Genomic DNA, 18,821 nt, shown 5'->3' on the forward strand with positions numbered 1-18,821 from the left:
CTATGGGCTGCGCCCACGTGAGTGATCCGGGTCGTCCCGACGACGCGGGTCACTCACGGGGGCGCAGCCCCTGGTGGGGCCACCCCGATCCGGCGCAGGAGGAACAGGCAGGCCACGGCGATGTCGTTCCACGCCGTGGCGACCTCGGCGCGCTCCCAGTCGATCTTCTCGCGCAGGGCGCGGGCGGTGGGGAGCACCTTGGCCAGGTCGCAGGCGTGCTCGTTGAGCGCCGCGAGCTTGCCGATGATCAGGTCGGTGGCACTGACGACGGGCATGGACACCGAGAGCACCTCCTGCTCGGTCGCCCTGCTGAGCAGCTCCTCGTCGACGCTCTCGCCCGCGAGGCGGAAGAGGACGTCGACCAGCGCGCCGTCGCTGTAGACCTTGAACAGCCAGTCCTCGGGCGGGTGCCGCACGTCGAGCCCGGCCTCGGCCAGCACCGTCGCCGCATTCTCCGCCTCGGCCTCGGTGACGACGAAGTCGACGTCCTTCTCCGGCTCCGGCCCGCCGAGGGCCCACCCCGCGTAGCCGCCGGCCAGCGCGAAGCCCACACCGCCGCCGCGCAGGGCGACCGCGACGCGCTTGAGCGCCTCGCGCCGCCCGGCACCGGCGGGTGGATGCTCGGGCTCGTGGGGTCCGCTCACCCCGGTTTCGTTACCCGAGCTGATCGGCGACGAACCCGGGGGGGCACCCTGGGACCGTGCGACTGGGGACCTGGAACGTGCTGCACGGCGCCGCCACGGCCACCGGGCCGGCCGACGTCGACGGCTACGCCGAGGCGGTGAAGGAGCTCGACGTCGACGTGCTCGGGCTGCAGGAGGTCGACCGTGCCCAGCCGCGGTCGGGCGGCGCCGACCTCACCGCCGTGGCCGCGGAGGCGATGGGCGCCGTCGAGCACCGCTTCGCCGCCACCCTGCTGGGCGTGCCCGGCGACTGGGAGCCGTCGCCCGTCGCCGATCCCGGCGAGACCCCGGCGTACGGGATCGCGTTGCTCTCGCGGCTGCCGGTGACCGAGTGGCGGGTGCTGCCCCTGCCGCGCCTGCCCCGACCGGTCCCGCTGCTCCTCGGCCACCCGCGGGAGCTCGTGTGGGTGCGCGACGAGCCGCGGACCGCGGTGGCCGCCCGCATCGAGGGGCCGCACGGCCCGGTGACCGTCGTGACCACGCACCTCACCTTCATCCCGGGCTGGAACCTCGTCCAGCTTCGGCACCTGGCCCGTGCGCTGCGCGGCACCGGCCCCGTCGTGATCACCGGGGACCTCAACCTCGGCCCGCGGCGCGCCCGCTTCTCCAGCGGGCTGCAGGGCCTGGTGACCGGGCGGACCTTCCCCGCCGACGCCCCACGCCGCCAGATCGACCACCTGCTCGGCCGGGGCGTCGTCGCCTCCGGCCCGTCCGTCCACCACCCGCCGCTCTCCGATCACCGCGCCCTCTCGGCGACGGTCGTTCCCATCGGCTGAGCTCGCGGGTCCGGGAGCGAAGGTCACCCTCGCTCCAACCCCTCACCCGGTCAGGCGGGGTCGACCCGCTGCCAGAGGTCGGTGAACTCGATGGTGTCGAAGAAGGCGATCACCTCGACGACCGCGCCGTCGGGCCCGAAGCGCAGGTACCAGGTGTAGGTGTTCCGGTAGGGCGCTCCGTCGCGCCGCGTGGCCTGCGCGTCGAACAGGACGATCGTCCAGTCGCCGTCGGCGAACAGGTGGCGCACGGACGGTACGAGGGGCTCGGACATGCGGGCGTTGAACGGCTCGATCACCGTCCCGATGAACTCGGCCTTGCTGCCGTAGGTCCGCGAGACCGGGCTGTTGCCCACGATCGTCCAGGTGGCGTCGTCGGCGAGGAGGTCGAACGGACCTCCCGTCCCCGTCGCCCAGGCGTCGAACGCCGCGCCGACCCGGTCCTTGTTCGCCTGCTCAGCCTCGTGATCACGTGACACGGGGCGAACCTACCCTCCGCGAGGGGCGCCCGGCAGGCGTGCGGCCGGGCGCCCCTGGCGGGGCCGGGGAGCGGACGATCTAGCTGCAGCCGCTGGTGGAGCCGCAGCCCTCGCAGACGTAGCACGAGCCGGCGGGCCGCATCTTCGTGCCGCAGGTGAGGCAGAGCGGCGCGTCGGCCGCCTTGCCCTGCTGCAGCTCGAGCAGCTCGGTGGAGCTGCCGACGGAGACGTCGGCCCGGCGGCGGTCCGGGGCCTCGGCCTTGTCCGTCGAGATGTCCAGCGACGTCCGCAGCGACTCGACGTCCACCGGGTCCGCCGCCGGGGCCGCGGGGGCGCCGGTGCCGTAGTCGGTGGCCGCGACCTGGGCCGAGCGCTCGTCCGCCGAGAAGATGCCCAGCTGGGCGCGCTTCTCGTAGGGCAGGTGGTCGAGCGCGACGCGGCGGAACAGGTAGTCGACGACGCTGGTGGCAATACGGACGTCCGGGTCGTCGGTCATGCCCGCCGGCTCGAAGCGCATGTTGACGAACTTGGAGACGTAGGTCTCCAGCGGGACGCCGTACTGCAGCGCGATCGAGATGGCCATCGAGAACGCGTCCATGACGCCGGCCAGCGTCGAGCCCTGCTTGGACATCTTGACGAAGATCTCGCCGAGGCCGTCGTCGGGGTAGCTGCCGGCGGTCATGTAGCCCTCGGCACCGGCGACGGTGAACGACACCGTCTGGCTCGGCCGCTTCTTGGGCAGCCGCCGGCGGACCGGCCGGTGCTCCTGTGCGACCGCCGTGCCCGCTTCGCCCGTGGTCTTCTCCGTGGTGCTGCCGCTCGTCTTGCCCGTCGACAGCGGCTGGCCGACCTTGCAGTTGTCGCGGTAGATCGCGAGCGCCTTGAGGCCCAGCTTCCAGGACTCGAAGTAGATCTCCTCGATGTCCGCCACCGTCGCCTGCTCGGGCATGTTGACGGTCTTGGAGATCGCGCCGGAGATGAACGGCTGGACCGCGGCCATCATCCGCACGTGGCCCATCGGGGCGATCGAGCGCGTGCCCATCGCGCAGTCGAACACCTCGTAGTGCTCGGGGCGCAGTCCCGGGGCGTCGATGACGTGGCCGTGCTCGGCGATGTACTCGACGATCGCCTCGCTCTGCTCGGGCTGGTAGCCCAGGAGGTCGAGTGCGCGCGGGATGGTCTGGTTGACGATCTGCATCGAGCCGCCACCGACCAGCTTCTTGAACTTGACCAGCGAGAAGTCCGGCTCCACCCCGGTGGTGTCGCAGTCCATCATGAAGCCGATGGTGCCGGTGGGGGCGAGCACGCTGGCCTGGGCGTTGCGCCAGCCGTCGCGCGCCCCGACCTCGAGGCCGTGCTGCCACTCGCGGGTGGCCGCGTCGCGGACACGGGCGTCCTCGCGGTGCACCGTGCGGATCGCGTCGCTGGCCGCGGCGTGCTTGCGCATGACCCGGCGGTGGGCGTCGGCGTTGCGGGCGTAGCCCTCGTAGGGGCCGACCGCGCCGGCGAGCTCGGCCGAGCGCCGGTAGGCGGCGCCGGTCATCAGCGAGGTGATCGACGCCGCGAGCGCGCGGCCGCCCTCGGAGTCGTAGGCCCGGCCGGTGGCCATCAGCAGCGCGCCCAGGTTGGCGTAGCCGATGCCCAGCTGGCGGAACGCGCGCGTGGTGTCGCCGATCGCCTCCGTGGGGAAGTCGGCGAAGCAGATCGAGATGTCCATCGCGGTGATGACCAGCTCGACCGAGCGCACGAAGTCGTCCACGCGGAACGTGTCGTCGTCGCCGAGGAACTTCATGAGGTTCAGCGACGCGAGGTTGCAGCTGGAGTTGTCCAGGTGCAGGTACTCCGAGCACGGGTTGGACGCGGTGATGCGCCCCGACTCCGGCGAGGTGTGCCAGTCGTTGATCGTGTCGTCGTACTGCAGGCCCGGGTCGGCGCACTCCCAGGCGGCCTCGGCCATGCTGCGGAACAGCTGCTTGGCGTCGACGGTGTCGATCACCTCGTTGGTCATCCGCGCCCGCAGGCCGAACTCCGAGCCGGACTGCACCGCGCGCATGAACTCGTCGGAGACGCGCACCGAGTTGTTCGCGTTCTGGTACTGCACCGAGGCGATGTCGGACCCGCCGAGGTCCATGTCGAACCCGGCGTCGCGCAGCACGCGGATCTTGCGCTCCTCGTCGCGCTTGGTGGCGACGAACTCGGCGACGTCGGGGTGGTCGACGTCGAGGACGACCATCTTCGCCGCGCGGCGGGTGGCGCCGCCGGACTTGATGGTGCCGGCCGAGGCGTCGGCACCCCGCATGAACGAGACCGGGCCCGACGCGGTGCCGCCCGAGGAGAGCAGCTCCTTCGACGACCGGATGCGCGAGAGGTTCAGGCCGGCGCCGGAGCCGCCCTTGAAGATCAGCCCCTCCTCGCGGTACCAGTTGAGGATCGACTCCATGGTGTCGTCGACCGAGAGGATGAAGCAGGCGCTGACCTGCTGCGGCGAGCTGGTGCCGACGTTGAACCACACCGGCGAGTTGAAGCTGAAGTACTGGTGCAGCAGCATCCAGGTGAGCTCGTGGGAGAACACCTCGGCGTCGGCGGGGGTGGCGAAGTACCCGTGCCGCGTGCCGGCCTCGGTGTAGGTGCCCACGACGCGGTCGATGAGCTGGCGCAGGCTCGACTCGCGCGCCTCGGTGCCCAGCGCGCCGCGGAAGTACTTGCTGGTGACGATGTTGACCGCGTTGAGCGACCAGGACTGCGGGAACTCGACGCCGCGCTGCTCGAAGTTGACCGAGCCGTCGCGCCAGTTCGTCATCACCACGTCACGGCGTTCCCAGGCCACGTCGTCGTAGGGATGGACCCCCGCGGTGGTGTGGACACGCTCGATCGTCAGGCCGCGCCGGGGCGCAGCTGTGCCCGACTCCTCGGACGTGGTGCCGACGGTCTCGGTCATCGATGTCATCCCTCTGTTCGTTCCCCGACGTCCCGGCGGCGCTTCCCCACGCTCCGACCCGTCCCTGTTCTTGCGACCGCTAGTCCCCGGCCCGTGCTCCGGCTGTCGTCCCGGCGGTCCCGACGTCGTCCCCGGTCGTCCCCGCAGTGTCGCCCCGACCCCCGACACCGCCGGCCCGCGTGGCGCGCAGGTCCGCGATCTCGGCCTCGAAGTCGGCCGCCGACGAGAAGTTCCGGTAGACGCTGGCGAACCGCAGGTAGGCCACCTCGTCGAGCTCGCGCAACGGGCCCAGGATCGCCATGCCGACCTCCTGGCTGGGCACCTCCGCGGTGCCCGACGCGCGGACCGACTCCTCGACCCGGTGCGCCAGCTGCGCGAGGGCGTCGGTGTCGACCGGGCGCCCCTGGCAGGCGCGGGCCACGCCGCGCACGACCTTGTCCCGGCTGAAGGGCTCGGTGACCCCGCTGCGCTTGACCACCGCGAGCACCGGCTCCTCGACCGTGGTGAAGCGCTTGCCGCACGACGAGCACGACCGGCGGCGCCGGATCGCCTGACCCTCGTCCGCCTCGCGCGAGTCGACGACGCGGGAGTCGGTGTTCCGGCAGAACGGACACCGCATGCCGACACCCCCTCCCCTCGTCGCGCGCGGCCACCGGCGGAGTTGTCCCCAACCCTTGCACCGGGACCCGGCTCCCCACCCCGTCCCTGGGGACGGAACTGGGGATCACCGGGCCCGATCCGTGGATCGAAGGCCCTCACCCGTGGATCGACCACCGTCGTGCGGTGGATGACCCTGTGGAGCGTCTCACCACCATGTGCACAAGCTGTGGACTAACTACACCAGTGTAACCACTAGATGTTGGGGTGGGACGGTAGCGACGCGCGGACGCGCCGCGCAACTCCACGGACCGCCCCCGCGCCCCCGGGCGCCGAGCGGACGTCGGGCCCGGACGGGCGGGCGGAGGCGGGACGGCCGGTGCCCGAGTGGGTGAAGACGGGGCGCGGCGCCCCCCGGACGTGTCCGGGGTCGCCGTGCGATCAGGCCGCGCTGACGACCGTCGGAGACACCGACGACGACCGCGAGGACGGCCTGATCACGCGGACGCCCGCGCCCACCGGAGGGCGACGTGGCACATCGCCGCAGGTCGCCGGGGAGCACGGAGCCCCGGCGGAGACAGGCCTCACCCGGCGGCCGCGGGGGCCGGCACGACGAGCGGACGCCCGGGCGCGAGGGAGGAACCGTCGAGCTCGTTGAGCTCGCGGATCCGGCCGACGACCGCGTCCGCGTCGGACCCGGGCGCGATGCGGCCGGCGACGTCGGACAGCGACTCGCCGGAGCCGACGACCGTGACCGTGGTGCCGGACGGGACGGGAGCAGCGGCGCCGACGAGCGGCACCACGAACCCGACGAGCACGCCGAGCAGCACCCCCAGCACGACACCGAGGACCGCGACGGCGACGATCCGCCGGCGCCGCAGCACCGCCGGGGCGACCGGGGCCTCGAGCGCACGCGCGGGACGGGCGGGCGTGGCGCCGCCACCGGCGACCCGCGGCCGGACGGGCGGCAGCACGGCCGGGCCGCGCCGACCGGCCGGGCGCACCGGGCCGCGGGCGTCCTCGGGGCGCGCCGGGCGCGTCCCGGCGGGCTGCGGGCGCGCCGCCGACCGGCCGACGGGCGCGGCGGGCCCAGCGGGCCCCGTCCCCTGACCCGACACCTCGGCGTCGCGCCGGTCCCGCGCACCGGTGGTCCCCACGGACATGTCGACCTCCTCGCCTCGCACACGCGTTCGATCGAACGCGTGTGCGATGTCTAGCATCGACCCCCGACAACGTCGACGGATCGCCCGGCGTGTCGTTCGAACACGTGTTTGATCCCGTCGGTCCTCGGCGCTAACTTCGCAGCGCAACCCCGCCACGCGGGCGCGGCGTCCCTTCGACGCCGGACACGACATCGGAAAGGACACGGTCATGGCACGTACGCCCCAGGGCCCACGCGGGCCCGAGGAGTCGGGGGCCACGGCCGACGCCGTCGTCGCCGCGCGGGTGCACCCGTTCCCCGAGCCCGCCGACGCCGACGCGTCGCCCGGCCTGACGCCGCGGCAGCGCAAGGTCCTCGAGGTCATCCGCGACCACGTCGAGCGTCAGGGCTACCCGCCGAGCGTGCGCGAGATCGGCGACGCGGTGGGGCTGACGTCCACCTCCTCCGTCGCGCACCAGATGCGCACGCTGGAGAAGAAGGGCTACCTGCGCCGCGACCCCAACCGCCCGCGCGCGCTCGACGTGCGCCTGCCGGAGGAGCTCGAGGGCGCCGACACCGCCGACCACACGGAGGAGATCCGCGCGGACCGGCCCGCCCCGACGTTCGTGCCCGTCGTCGGCCGCATCGCCGCCGGTGGGCCGATCCTCGCCGAGCAGGCCGTCGAGGACGTCTTCCCCCTGCCGCGCGAGCTGGTCGGCGAGGGGTCGCTGTTCCTGCTGCGCGTCGCCGGCGACTCGATGGTCGACGCCGCGATCACCGACGGCGACTGGGTGGTCGTCCGCCAGCAGCCCGTCGCCGACAACGGCGAGATCGTGGCCGCGATGATCGACGGCGAGGCCACGGTCAAGACCTTCAAGCGCAAGGACGGCCGGGTCTGGCTGATGCCCCACAACGTGAACTTCGAGCCGATCCCGGGCGAGGACGCCACCGTGCTCGGCAAGGTCGTGGCGGTCCTGCGCCGACTCTGACGCCTCCGACCGATCTGCCCGCCGCGCCCTCCTGCCCGGGCGCGGGGCGGCGGACCACGACGGCGAGCACGAGCGCGATCACCAGGAGGACCACCGGGGCCGGCAGGAGCGCCCGGGCGAGCCCGGCGTCCAGGACGAGGACGGCGCCGATCAGGGCGCCGCCGAACATCATCGCCACCGAGAGCACCCGCCGGGTGACCACAGCTCGCCCCGTCATGACGAGCAGCAGGGCGGGGAGTCGTCCGTGGGCCGGGCCGGAGACGAGGGGTCCGGCGCGCGATGCGGGGCTGATCGCCATGCTCGCCGGACGCCGGCCGCCACGAGCACCGCAGCGACGAGGAGCAGCGCCGGCAGCGCCCCGCACACCGCGGCGAGGACGGCCGGCTCGAGGACGAACCGGCTCGGTTCCGGGGATCCCGACGACATGCCCCGAGCGTCGTCGGCTGCCCGCTGCTCGCCGGGCGGCTGACGCTGCCGCTGACGGATCCGGACGAGCGAACGGGGAGTTCGCGCGCGTAGAAGCAGCGAGCGGGGCGTTCGCTGCTACCGGGACGTGCGCCGGCGCACCACGGCCACGACGGCGACGAGCGCGAACACCCCGAGGGCGACGGCGACGACCACGCCGATGGTGGTGAGCGGCTCCGGGAGGCCGGCGCGCTCCGGGGCCGGCCTGCCGGCGGACGTGGCCGGCGTCCCCTCGGTCGCCAGCGTCGTCGCCCCGGGCACGGCGAGCAGGGGCGCCGGCCGCTCGCCCGAGGGCGTCTCCCCCGTCGCCAGCAGCGTCCCGTCCGGCGCGAAGGCCAGCGCCTCGCCCTGGACCTCGCCGGACAGCGGCACGCGCACCGGCGGCGACGCCAGCGCGGTGACGACGTCCTCGGCGGTCGCGGTGCCGCCCGGCGCCGGGTAGAGCCAGGCGTCGGTGTAGGTGCGCAGCGCGACGACCCGGCCGTCGGCGGAGAGCGCGCCGCCGGTGTAGGTGCCCGAGCCCACGCTGGTGATCGCCTCGCCGGGCACCACGACCTCGCCGGCCCGCCGCAGCGGCCGGGGCTCGTCGGAGTCGCCGGAGTCGTCGGAGCCGTCCGGGGCCTGCTCGGCCACGTAGACCCCGCTGCGCCCGCTGAGGTCCTTGGTGACGATCACCGGGCGGTCGTCGCCGGGCACCAGCAGGGACTCGGCGTCGTGCGCGCCGTCGGGGTAGGCGAACCGCGAGACGGTCTCCGCCCCGTCGGGAGCCAGCCGCAGCACGGCCACCGAGGAACGCCGCCGACCGTTGTCCCCGATGTCGGCGATCCACAGGGTGCCGTCGGCGCCGCGGGCCAGGTCCTCGACGTCGCGACCCTTCTCGGGCACCTCGCGCTCGCCGATGACGGCGCAGCGGTCGTCGAGCACGTAGACGGTGCTCGCGTTGCCGCTGTCGTTGACCACCGCGTAGGTGCCCCCGGGCTCGGCGACGAGCCCGGAGGCCTCGGCCAGCCGCTCGTCGTCGAGCGTGCAGCGGACCCGGGGGTCCGCCAGCGCCACCCCGGGCACGACCACCCCGGGCACGACGAGCCCGGCGAGCACCAGCAGGACGAGCAGGACCCGCCTCAGAGCACGTGGGCCGGGTCGACCGCCGAGCGCCGCAGCGACGTCGCGAGCTCCTCGGAGACCCGCGCGTGCAGCACCGTGCCGTCGGCGGTGTGGCGCTCGGCGAGCACCTCCCCCTCACCGTGGGCCCGCGCGACCAGCGCGCCCTCGGTGTACGGCAGCACCACCTCGAGCTCGACGTCCGGGTGCGGCAGCTCCTCGGTGAGCCGCGCCCGCAGGCGGTCGAGGCCCTCGCCGGTGGTCGCCGAGACGAACACCGCGCCGGGCAGCGCCGCCCGCAGCTGCGCGAGCGCCATCGGCTCGGCGGCGTCGACCTTGTTCACCACGAGCAGCTCGGGCGGCTTCGGGCCCTCGAGCTCCCCGATCACCTCGCGCACCGCCGCGATCTGGTCCTGCGCCGAGGGGTCGGACCCGTCGACCACGTGCAGGAGCAGGTCCGCCCCGCCGACCTCCTCCAGCGTCGAGCGGAAGGCGTCGACGAGCTGGTGGGGCAGGTGGCGCACGAAGCCGACGGTGTCGGTGAGCGTGACCTCGCGCCCGTCCGCGGTCTCCCAGCGCCGGGTGGTGGGGTCGAGGGTCGCGAACAGCGCGTCCTCGACCAGCACGCCCGCGTCGGTGATCGCGTTGAGCAGGCTGGACTTGCCGGCATTGGTGTAGCCGGCGATGGCCACGGCGGGCACGGCGCGCGCCTGCCGGCGGCCGCGCTTCGTCTCGCGGACCGTGGACATGTCCTCGATCTCGCGCCGCAGCTTGGAGATCCGGCGGTGGATGCGCCGGCGGTCGGTCTCGAGCTTGGTCTCACCGGGACCACGGGTGCCGACGCCGCCACCACCCGCGCCGCCGCCACCGCCGGCGCCGCCGCCCTGGCGGGACAGCGACTCGCCCCAGCCGCGCAGGCGGGGCAGGAAGTAGCGCAGCTGGGCCAGCTCGACCTGCGCCTTGCCCTCCTTGGAGCGGGCGTGCTGGGCGAAGATGTCGAGGATCAGCGCGGTCCGGTCGACGACCTTGACCTTGAGCTTCTCCTCGAGCTGGCGCAGCTGCCCGGGCGAGAGCTCGCCGTCGGCGATGACGGTGTCGGCGCCGGTGGCCTGCACGGCCTCGCGGAGCTCGGCGACCTTGCCGGAGCCCACGAACGTGCCCGGGTCGGGGTTCTTGCGGCGCTGGATGAGGCCGTCGAGGACCTCGGAGCCCGCCGTCTCGGCCAGGCGGGCCAGCTCCACGAGCGAGGCCTCGGCCTCCCGGGAAGTGCCCTCGGTCCACACGCCGATGAGCACGACGCGCTCGAGGCGCAGCTGCCGGTACTCGACCTCGGTGACGTCGGTGAGCTCGGTGGACGACCCCGTGAGCCCCGGGACGCGCCGGAGGGACGAGCGCTCCTCGAGATCGAGCGCACCCCCGGTGGGCTCCTCGGGAGAGCCGTCGGGGTCCGGGTCCGGGGCCAGGGGGTCGAGCCGGATGTCGCTGGCGCGGTCGCGACGGCCGCCCCGGACGAGGGGCGACGTCGATGCGCGGGGGTCCTGCGGTGCGGGTTCTGTCATGTTGCGACCCATGGTTCCACGACCGGCAACGCGAAAACCACCGCGCGTTCAGGCCGTCGCGGGCACGGGGGCACCCCAGGTGCCGTGAGCGACGAGCTCGGCGGGGCCGGTGAGGGTCGTGGTGGCCCCGTCGACGCCCACGACGAGCGTGCCGCCCGGGGTGTGGACGGTGACCGCCCCGGTGCCCCGACCCGCCGCGTGCAGGGCGGCGACGGCGCCCGCGACGGTCCCGGTGCCACACGACCGCGTCTCGCCCGAACCGCGTTCGTGCACCCGCAGGCGCACCGCCCCGTGTGTCAGCGGGGTGAGCACCTCGACGTTCACGCCGTGCGGGAAGAGCGAGGTGTCGAACCGCGGCGGCCGGGCCAGGTCGAGGGCGTCGAGATCGGTGGACGTCACGCAGGCCAGGTGCGGGTTGCCGACGTCGACCGCGACGCCGGAGAGCTCGACCCCGTCGACGACCGTCGAGGACCCGGGCCCGATCACGGCGGGTCCCATGTCGACGGTGACGGGGCCGGTGTGGTCGACGGTCACCCAGCGGGTGCCGGCGCGGGTCGCGACGGGGTGGGTGCCGGGGGCGACGAGGCCCGCGTCGACGAGGTGGCGGGCGAACACCCGCACCCCGTTGCCGCACATCTCGGCGAGCGAGCCGTCGGCGTTGCGGTAGTCCATGAACCACGTCGCCGCGCCGGTGTCGATCCCGGCCACGGCCGCGGCGGGCGAGTCGGTGCGCGCGACGCGCAGGACCCCGTCGGCGCCGATGCCCCGCCGGCGGTGGCACAGGGCGCGCACCAGCGCGCCGTCGTCGGCGTCCAGGTCGATCGCGCCGTCGGGGTCGGGGAGGACGACGAAGTCGTTCTCGGTGCCGTGCCCTTTGACGAACTCCACGCTCCCCAGACTATCGGCGACTGAGGCCTTGCGTGACCTGCAAAACAGCTTGCCCTGCAAATCTGCAGAGACTGCAAGTTCGGCGTAATGTCGTCCTCGTGACCACGGGACTGCGCGAGCGCAAGAAGCTCCGGACCCGGCGTGAGCTCGGCACGGCCGCGCTCGACCTCGCGGTCCGGCACGGGCTCGCCGAGGTCACCGTCGAGCAGATCGCCGAGGCCGCCGAGGTCTCGCCGCGGACGTTCTTCAACTACTTCTCCTCCAAGGAGGAGGCGGTCGTCGCCGCCGGCGTCGAGCACGCCCGGGAACTGGCCGACCGCCTCGCCGCGCGCCCGGCCGACGAGGCGGTGATGGCGTCGCTGCGGGCCGTCATGCGCGAGTTGCTCGGCGAGACCGCCCCGCCCAAGGAGTGGGTCGCCCAGGTCCGGCTCGTGCGCGCCAACCCCGCGCTCCTGCCCCACCAGCTCGCGGCCCACGCCCAGATCGAGCACAGCCTGCAGGCTGTGCTCGCCGGGCGCACCGGCCTCGCCCCGGACGACCTCCACCCCGCGCTGACCGCTGCCGCGGTGATGGCGGCCATCCGGGTCGCGACCGACCGCTGGCTCGGCTCCGACGAGCACGACGACCTCGGCGACGTCATCGACGACGCCCTCGACCTGCTGGCGACCGGCCTGCGCCACCCCTCCCGGGCGCCCTGACGCGGCCCGTCCATCCGCGCCGCGTCCACCACCCCCGCTCCCCTCCGGAGACCCCCATGTCCGCACCCGCGACGGCGCCGTCCGCGGTGTCCAGCCCCGCCCCCGCCCCGGCCGCGCCGGGCACCCGCCACGTGCTCGTGGCGCTGTCGGGCCTGCTCATGGCCCTGTTCGTCGCGATCCTGTCGTCGACGATCGTGTCCAACGCGCTGCCCCGGATCCTCGCGGACCTCGGCGGGTCGCAGGCGCAGTACACGTGGGTGGTCACCGCCTCCCTGCTCGCGATGACCGCCTCGACACCGATCTGGGGCAAGCTCGCCGACCTCTTCTCGAAGAAGCTGCTCGTCCAGATCGCGATCACGGTCTTCATCGTCGGCTCGATGCTCTGCGGCCTCACCACGAACACCGAGGCGCTCATCGGTTTCCGCGTCCTGCAGGGGCTCGGCATGGGCGGGCTCATGGCCCTGGCCCAGGTCGTGATCGCGGCGATCATCCCGCCGCGCGAGCGGGGCCGGTACTCCGGCTACCTCGGCGCGATCATGGCCGTGGCGACGGTCGGTGGCCCGCTCATCGGCGGCGTCATCGTCGACAGCATCGGCTGGCGCTGGTGCTTCTACGTCACGGTCCCGATCGCCGTGGTCGCGCTCGTCGTCCTGCAGCGCACGCTGACGGTGCCGACGGTCCGGCGCGAGGTGCACATCGACTACCTCGGCGCGGTCCTGATCGCGGCCGGCGTCTCGGCGCTGCTCGGCTGGACCTCGCTCGCCGGCAAGCAGTTCGCGTGGGGCTCGTGGGCGTCGGTGGCCTGGGTCGGCGGCGGCGTCCTCGCCCTCGTGCTCGCCGTGGTCGTCGAGTCGAGGGTCCGCGAGCCGATCGTCCCGCTGCACCTGTTCCGCAACCCGACGGTCGCCCTGGCCACCGTCGCCGGCCTGTGTGTCGGTGTCGCCATGTTCGGGTCGACGGTCTACCTCAGCCAGTTCTTCCAGCTCGCCCGCGGCGCGTCGGCCACCGAGGCCGGCCTGCTGACCCTGCCCATGATCGGCGGGCTGTTCCTGGCCTCGACGATCGTCGGCCAGCTGATCACCCGCTACGGACGCTGGAAGCCCTACCTCGTCGGCGGCGGCGTCCTGCTCACCGTCGGGCTCCTCGGCGAGGGGCTCCTGGTCAGCGCGACGGTGTCCTACCCGGTGCTCGCCGTGTTCATGGCGATGGTCGGCGTCGGCGTCGGTGCCACCCAGCAGAACCTCGTGCTCGCCGTGCAGAACCAGGTCGCCATGAGCGAGATGGGCGCCGCCAGCTCCACCGTCGCGTTCTTCCGCTCGCTCGGCGGTGCCGCCGGTGTGGCCGCGCTCGGCGCGCTGCTGAGCACCCAGGTGACGACCTCGATCACCCAGGGCCTCGGTGCCCTCGGCCTCCCCGCCTCGGCCACCGGCTCCGCCGGCCAGATCCCGGACCTCGCGGCCCTGCCCGGACCGGTCCGGGGCGTGATCGAGAACGCCTACGGCGACGCCATCGCCCACGTGTTCCTCGCGGCCTCCCCGCTGGCGCTCGTCGCCCTCCTCGCGGTGCTGTTCCTGCGCGAGGTCCCGCTACGCACCACGATCGACGTCGAGGAGGTGCCGCCGGCCGGGCCCGCCGTGCACGACCCGGACACCGCGCCCGCCCCGCTGCACCGCCCGGCGCTGGCCGGCGTCGTCCGCCGGGGCGAGGAGCCGGCGCCGGGAGCCGTCCTCACCGTCGTCGACGCCGACGGGCAGCAGCTCGGACGGGCGGTCTCCGGCGGCGACGGGTCCTACACCGTCGACACCCGGGACGCCGGGCGCCCGCACCTGCTCGTCGTCCAGTGGCACGGCACCCCGCACGTCGAGGCCCTCGGCGGCGCCACCGGACCCCAGTACCGCGACGTCGCGCTGCCGGGCGCGTCCGGACGCCACACCCTCAGCCGCACCTGACGACGGACCCCGTCTTCTACGGGTGGCTCCCGGAGGCCCGGTGCAGGGCCAGGACGGCGTCCGCGTCCGCCTCGCCGGCGTCGAGCCAGGAGATCCGCTCGTCGCGCCGGAACCACGATCGCTGACGCCGCACGAGCCGCCGGGTGGCGACGACCGTGCGGCGCCGGGCCTCGTCGAGGTCGATCGTCCCGTCGAGGTGCTCGAGCACCTCGCGGTAGCCGACGGCCCGCGAGGCGGTGGCCCCCTCGCGCAGCCCGCGCCCGGCCAGCGCGCGGACCTCGTCGACGAGCCCGGCCGCGAGCATCCCGTCGACGCGGATCTCGATCCGCTCGTCCAGGACGGCGGTGTCACGGTCGAGCCCGACGAGCAGGGCGTCGTGGCGGGGGGCGCCCGGCCGGGGCAGGCTCGCCGCGAACGGGAGGCCGGTGACCTCGACGACCTCGAGGGCGCGGACGATGCGGCGCCCGTTGCTCGCGAGGATCCCGCGGGCGGCGTCGGGGTCGCGGTCGGCGAGCCGGGCGTGCATCGCCGCAGGCCCGACCGTCGCGAGCTCGGCGTCCAGCCGCGCGCGCACCGCGGGGTCGGTGGTCGGGAAGCGCAGGTCGTCGAGCACCGCCTGGACGTAGAGGCCCGACCCGCCCACGACCAGCGGGACCCGGCCCCGCTCCCGGATCGCGTCGACGGCCGCGCGGGCGTCGCGCTGGTAGGCCGCGACCGTGGCGGTGTCGGTGACGTCGAGGACGTCGAGCAGGTGGTGGGGTACGCCGCGGCGCTGCGTGGGCGGCAGCTTGGCGGTGCCGACGTCCATGCCGCGGTAGAGCTGCATGGCGTCGGCGTTGACGACCTCCGCCCCGGTCCCCCGGCGGTCGAGGGCGGCGGCGAGATCCAGCGCGAGGTCGGACTTGCCGGTCGCCGTGGGGCCGACCAGGGCGATCGGGCGGATCATCCCGGGGATGATCCCAGACCGGGATCCCCGACACGGGATTCCGGAGGGGCCCCGGACCCCGCAGCACCCCACCTGACCGGGAAGGGAGTTCCGGCGTGACCGCCGGACCTGCTTGAATGCCCGGACGCCGAGGAGCGGGAGGTGTCGGCCGGAGATGACCGACGAGCAGGCTCGGGGCGCCGTGGACACCGCGGCTCCCGGCGGCGCGGCCCCGCCCACGGTGACGCCCTCGGCGGCCCCCGCGGCCACCCCCGCACCGACCCCCGACGCGACACCGGCCACCTTCCCGTCCGTGCCGGCAGCGGCCGCCGACCCGGGCCGATGGGGCCGCGTGGACGACGAGGGCACGGTCTGGCTGCGGGTCGAGGGCCCCGACGGCGCCGTGACCGAGCGGGCGGTCGGCTCGTGGCAGGCCGGCGACGCCACGGAGGGCCTGGCCCACTTCGCGCTGCGCTTCGACGACCTGCGCACCGAGGCCGACCTGCTCGTCCGCCGCCTGACCTCCGGGCGCGGCGAGGCACGCGCGACGCTGCGCAGCGCCACCGCCCTGCGCGAGCGCCTCACCGACGCGGCGGTGGTCGGCGACGTCGCGGGGCTCGCCGCCCGGCTCGACGCCGTCGTGGCCGCCGCGGAGCAGGCCGACGAGATCGAGCGCGCGGCCCGCGCCGGGGCCCGCGAGGACGCGGTGGCCCGCAAGGAGGCGCTCATCGCCGAGGCCGAGGCGCTGGCCGAGGAGACCACGCGCTGGAAGCACGCCGGTGACCGCTTCGCAGCCATGGTCGACGAGTGGAAGGCCGTCACGGGCATCGACCGGCGCACCGACGACGCGCTCTGGAAGCGCTTCTCCCGGGCCCGCGAGACCTTCGCCCGCCGCCGCGGCGCGCACTTCGCCGAGCTGGACAGGGCGCGCACCGCGGCGAAGGCCCGCAAGGAGGAGCTGGTCGCCGAGGCGGAGGCGCTCACCGACTCCGAGGACTGGGGCCCCACCGCCGGGCGCTACAAGGAGCTCATGGCGGAGTGGAAGGCCGCCGGGCGCACCAGCAAGGACGCCGACGACGCGCTGTGGGCGCGGTTCCGCGGCGCCCAGGACAGGTTCTTCGCCCGCCGGTCCGAGACGTTCTCCGCCCGCGACGCCGAGTTCACCGGCAACGCGACGGCCAAGGAGGCGCTGCTCGCCGAGGCCGCGAGGATCGACCTGTCCGACGTCGACGCCGCCCGGGCGGCGCTGCGCGACGTCCAGGAGCGGTGGGACGCGATCGGCAAGGTGCCCCGCGAGCGGGTGCGCGAGTTCGCCGGACGCCTCAAGGAGGTCGAGGACCGGGTGCGCGCGGCTGTCGACCGCCGCTGGCAGGCGGTCGATCCCGAGACCGAGGCTCGCGTCGCGCAGTTCCGCTCGCGCGTCGAGGGGTACGAGGCGCAGGCGGCCAAGGCGCACGCCGCGGGCGACCACCGTCGCGCGAAGGAGGCGGAGCGCCAGGCCGCCCAGTGGCGCGAGTGGCTCGCCGCGGCGGAGCAGGCGACGCGGTAGACCCGGCGCGGTAGGGGGCTACCGCCGCGAGAAGGCGTACCCCGCCCAGCGGCCGGCGAGCACGATCATCGCCAGCAGGGCGAGCCAGAGCCCGCCGCCCGGGCCCGTGCCGGCCGAGGTGTTCTGCGACCAGATCGCCCACAGGCCGGTGACCGACGTGATCGCGCACCCGGCCGCGGTGACGAAGACCAGCGGCCAGCGGGCGGTCAGCAGCGTGGCCGCGGTGCCGACCACGCCGAACACCACGGCGAGCGTGCCGAAGAGCCGGGGCAGGACAGTGACGCCCGGGCGGCCGAGCACGACCTCCCAGCCCGAGGCGCCCAGACCGGTCCAGGGCAGCACGGCGGCGAGCAGCAGGACGAGGACGGCGACGGCGGCGACCAGGGCGCCGGCGCCGAAGTCGACCCGCGCGTCCCGCGGCGGCGGGAAGTCGGTGCGGGGCCGGCCGGTGTGGGGATCGGTGCTGTCGGGATCGGTGGTGCGGGGATCGGTCACCGTCAGACCTCCGTGAGGGTGGCGGGGAGACGCAGCATCAGACGAGCACGCCGATAGGGGAGCCGGGCCCCTCGGGACCCGCCCCGCAGCCGGTGGCGGGCGTGGCCGGAGCGGGCGGCGGCCCGAGCGCCGGCAGGCCGAGACCCGTGGTGCGCGGTGTCGTCGGCCGCTGCCCTGCGGCGTGGGCGTCACCGGCGCGCGTGCGCCGGTGGAGGCGCACGTCACCGTCGGCGACGATGTGGTGCGGCGCGCCGTAGGTGGCCCGCACCGTGACGACGTCGCCGGGGCGCACCTCGCCGTCGACGGCGCAGCCGACAGGAGTGAAGTGCACGAGCCGCCCGTCGCGGGCGCGTCCGCTCATCCGGTGGGTTACCCCGTCCTTGCGGCCCTCACCGGTCGAGACGACGAGCTCGAGCTCCCGGCCGACCTGCTCGCGGTGCAGCTCGAGGGAGATGCGCTCCTGGAGGTCGACGAGGCGGTCGTAGCGCTCCTGGACGACGGCCTTGGGCACCTGGTCGGGCAGCGTCGCCGCGGGCGTGCCGGGGCGCGGCGAGTACTGGAACGTGAAGGCCTGCGAGAACCGCGACTCCTCCACCACGCGCAGCGTCTCGGCGAAGTCCTCCTCGGTCTCGCCCGGGAAGCCGACGATGATGTCGGTGGTCAGCGCCGCGTCGGGCATCGCCTCGCGGACCTCGGCGACGATGTCGAGGTAGCGCTTCGCCCGGTAGGAGCGGCGCATCGCCTTGAGCACGCGGTCCGAGCCGGACTGCAGCGGCATGTGCAGCTGGGGGCACACGTTCGGGGTCTCGGCCATGGCCGTGATGACGTCGGAGGTGAAATCGCGGGGGTGCGGGCTGGTGAAGCGCACCCGCTCGAGGCCCTCGATCCCCCCGCACGCGCGCAGCAGGTCGGCGAACGCCGTCCGTCCCGTCGCCCTGTCCTCGAACCCGACCCCGTAGGCGTTGACGTTCTGGCCGAGCAGCGTCACCTCGAGCACGCCCTCGGCGACCAGCGCCTCGACCTCGGCGAGGATCTCGCCCGGTCGCCGGTCGACCTCCTTGCCGCGCAGCGAGGGCACGATGCAGAACGTGCAGGTGTTGTTGCAGCCCACCGAGATCGAGACCCAGCCCGCGTGGGCGGAGTCGCGGCGCGCCGGCAGGTGCGACGGGAAGGTCTCGAGCGCCTCGAGGATCTCGACCTGCGCCTCGCCGTTGTGGCGGGCCCGCTCGAGCAGGGCGGGCAGGGACCCGGTGTTGTGCGTGCCGAAGACGACGTCGACCCAGGGGGCCTTGCGGACCACGGTGTCGCGGTCCTTCTGCGCCAGGCAGCCACCGACGGCGATCTGCATCCCGGGCCGGCGGGCCTTCTCGGGCGCGAGGTTGCCGAGCTGGCCGTAGAGCTTGTTGTCGGCGTTCTCGCGCACCGCGCAGGTGTTGAACACGACGAGGTCGGCGCCGTCGGCGTCGGGCGTGTGCTCGTAGCCCGCCTCCTCGAGCACCCCGGCCAGGCGCTCGGAGTCGTGCACGTTCATCTGGCACCCGTGGGTCCGGATGTGGAAGCGGGGCCGGCCGGCGTTCATCCCTGCGGTCATC

General features: G+C 74.5%; 16 protein-coding genes. 5 read left to right on the forward strand and 11 right to left on the reverse strand.

The window, feature by feature from the left end; genetic code table 11:
* Positions 1-53 precede the first annotated feature (53 nt).
* On the reverse strand, positions 54-644 hold the full coding sequence (locus OG774_RS09780; protein WP_328308947.1) for a nucleotidyltransferase: 591 nt from the start codon (positions 642-644) through the stop codon (positions 54-56).
* Positions 645-700: 56 nt separating this feature from the next.
* On the opposite strand from OG774_RS09780, the gene OG774_RS09785 reads away from it, so the two are divergent.
* The gene (locus OG774_RS09785) at positions 701-1,459 is read left to right on the forward strand and encodes an endonuclease/exonuclease/phosphatase family protein (RefSeq protein WP_328308948.1); all 759 of its coding nucleotides are present in this window, start codon (positions 701-703) and stop codon (positions 1,457-1,459) included.
* A gap of 50 nt (positions 1,460-1,509) precedes the next feature.
* Here OG774_RS09785 and OG774_RS09790 read toward each other — a convergent pair whose 3' ends face one another.
* From OG774_RS09790 to OG774_RS09805, 4 genes are all read right to left on the reverse strand, one after another.
* Positions 1,510-1,935 (reverse strand): nuclear transport factor 2 family protein, encoded by a 426-nt coding sequence (locus tag OG774_RS09790; RefSeq protein ID WP_328308950.1) that lies wholly within the window; start codon positions 1,933-1,935, stop codon positions 1,510-1,512.
* Between the two features lie 79 nt (positions 1,936-2,014).
* Entirely contained in the window at positions 2,015-4,873 is a 2,859-nt protein-coding gene (locus tag OG774_RS09795) for a vitamin B12-dependent ribonucleotide reductase (RefSeq protein WP_328308952.1), read from the reverse strand.
* 79 nt (positions 4,874-4,952) lie between these two features.
* Complete coding sequence (nrdR, locus tag OG774_RS09800) at positions 4,953-5,492, reverse strand: transcriptional regulator NrdR (protein WP_328308954.1); 540 nt, start codon at positions 5,490-5,492, stop codon at positions 4,953-4,955.
* 562 nt (positions 5,493-6,054) lie between these two features.
* Positions 6,055-6,633 carry a LysM peptidoglycan-binding domain-containing protein gene (locus OG774_RS09805; protein ID WP_328308956.1) on the reverse strand — a complete coding sequence of 193 codons (579 nt, stop codon included), beginning with the start codon at positions 6,631-6,633 and terminating at the stop codon, positions 6,055-6,057.
* 208 nt (positions 6,634-6,841) lie between these two features.
* On the opposite strand from OG774_RS09805, the gene lexA reads away from it, so the two are divergent.
* The gene (gene lexA / locus OG774_RS09810) at positions 6,842-7,600 is read left to right on the forward strand and encodes a transcriptional repressor LexA (protein WP_328308958.1); all 759 of its coding nucleotides are present in this window, start codon (positions 6,842-6,844) and stop codon (positions 7,598-7,600) included.
* Positions 7,601-8,143: 543 nt separating this feature from the next.
* On the opposite strand, the gene OG774_RS09815 is transcribed toward lexA, so the two are convergent.
* From OG774_RS09815 to dapF, 3 genes are read right to left on the reverse strand one after another with little or no spacing between them, the layout of a single operon-like run.
* Positions 8,144-9,163 (reverse strand): hypothetical protein, encoded by a 1,020-nt coding sequence (locus OG774_RS09815; RefSeq protein ID WP_328308960.1) that lies wholly within the window; start codon positions 9,161-9,163, stop codon positions 8,144-8,146.
* Positions 9,164-9,186: 23 nt separating this feature from the next.
* Positions 9,187-10,725 carry a GTPase HflX gene (gene hflX / locus OG774_RS09820; protein ID WP_328308963.1) on the reverse strand — a complete coding sequence of 513 codons (1,539 nt, stop codon included), beginning with the start codon at positions 10,723-10,725 and terminating at the stop codon, positions 9,187-9,189.
* Positions 10,726-10,773: 48 nt separating this feature from the next.
* On the reverse strand, positions 10,774-11,622 hold the full coding sequence (gene dapF, locus OG774_RS09825; protein WP_328310868.1) for a diaminopimelate epimerase: 849 nt from the start codon (positions 11,620-11,622) through the stop codon (positions 10,774-10,776).
* Positions 11,623-11,711: 89 nt separating this feature from the next.
* Between dapF and OG774_RS09830 the strand changes: the two genes are divergently transcribed.
* Positions 11,712-12,311 carry a TetR/AcrR family transcriptional regulator gene (locus OG774_RS09830; protein ID WP_328308965.1) on the forward strand — a complete coding sequence of 200 codons (600 nt, stop codon included), beginning with the start codon at positions 11,712-11,714 and terminating at the stop codon, positions 12,309-12,311.
* 56 nt (positions 12,312-12,367) lie between these two features.
* On the forward strand, positions 12,368-14,260 hold the full coding sequence (locus OG774_RS09835) for an MDR family MFS transporter (protein ID WP_328308967.1): 1,893 nt from the start codon (positions 12,368-12,370) through the stop codon (positions 14,258-14,260).
* Between the two features lie 16 nt (positions 14,261-14,276).
* On the opposite strand, the gene miaA is transcribed toward OG774_RS09835, so the two are convergent.
* Positions 14,277-15,206 carry a tRNA (adenosine(37)-N6)-dimethylallyltransferase MiaA gene (gene miaA, locus OG774_RS09840; protein WP_328308969.1) on the reverse strand — a complete coding sequence of 310 codons (930 nt, stop codon included), beginning with the start codon at positions 15,204-15,206 and terminating at the stop codon, positions 14,277-14,279.
* 154 nt (positions 15,207-15,360) lie between these two features.
* Between miaA and OG774_RS09845 the strand changes: the two genes are divergently transcribed.
* On the forward strand, positions 15,361-16,734 hold the full coding sequence (locus OG774_RS09845) for a DUF349 domain-containing protein (protein ID WP_328308971.1): 1,374 nt from the start codon (positions 15,361-15,363) through the stop codon (positions 16,732-16,734).
* Between the two features lie 18 nt (positions 16,735-16,752).
* On the opposite strand, the gene OG774_RS09850 is transcribed toward OG774_RS09845, so the two are convergent.
* Together OG774_RS09850 and miaB are read right to left on the reverse strand one after the other, a co-directional pair.
* On the reverse strand, positions 16,753-17,229 hold the full coding sequence (locus OG774_RS09850; RefSeq protein ID WP_328308972.1) for an Rv2732c family membrane protein: 477 nt from the start codon (positions 17,227-17,229) through the stop codon (positions 16,753-16,755).
* 37 nt (positions 17,230-17,266) lie between these two features.
* The gene (gene miaB / locus OG774_RS09855; protein WP_328310870.1) at positions 17,267-18,808 is read right to left on the reverse strand and encodes a tRNA (N6-isopentenyl adenosine(37)-C2)-methylthiotransferase MiaB; all 1,542 of its coding nucleotides are present in this window, start codon (positions 18,806-18,808) and stop codon (positions 17,267-17,269) included.
* Between the last annotated feature and the right edge of the window lie 13 nt (positions 18,809-18,821).

It is taken from the genome of Actinomycetospora sp. NBC_00405 (genome assembly GCF_036044095.1).
GTDB lineage: Bacteria > Actinomycetota > Actinomycetes > Mycobacteriales > Pseudonocardiaceae > Actinomycetospora > Actinomycetospora callitridis.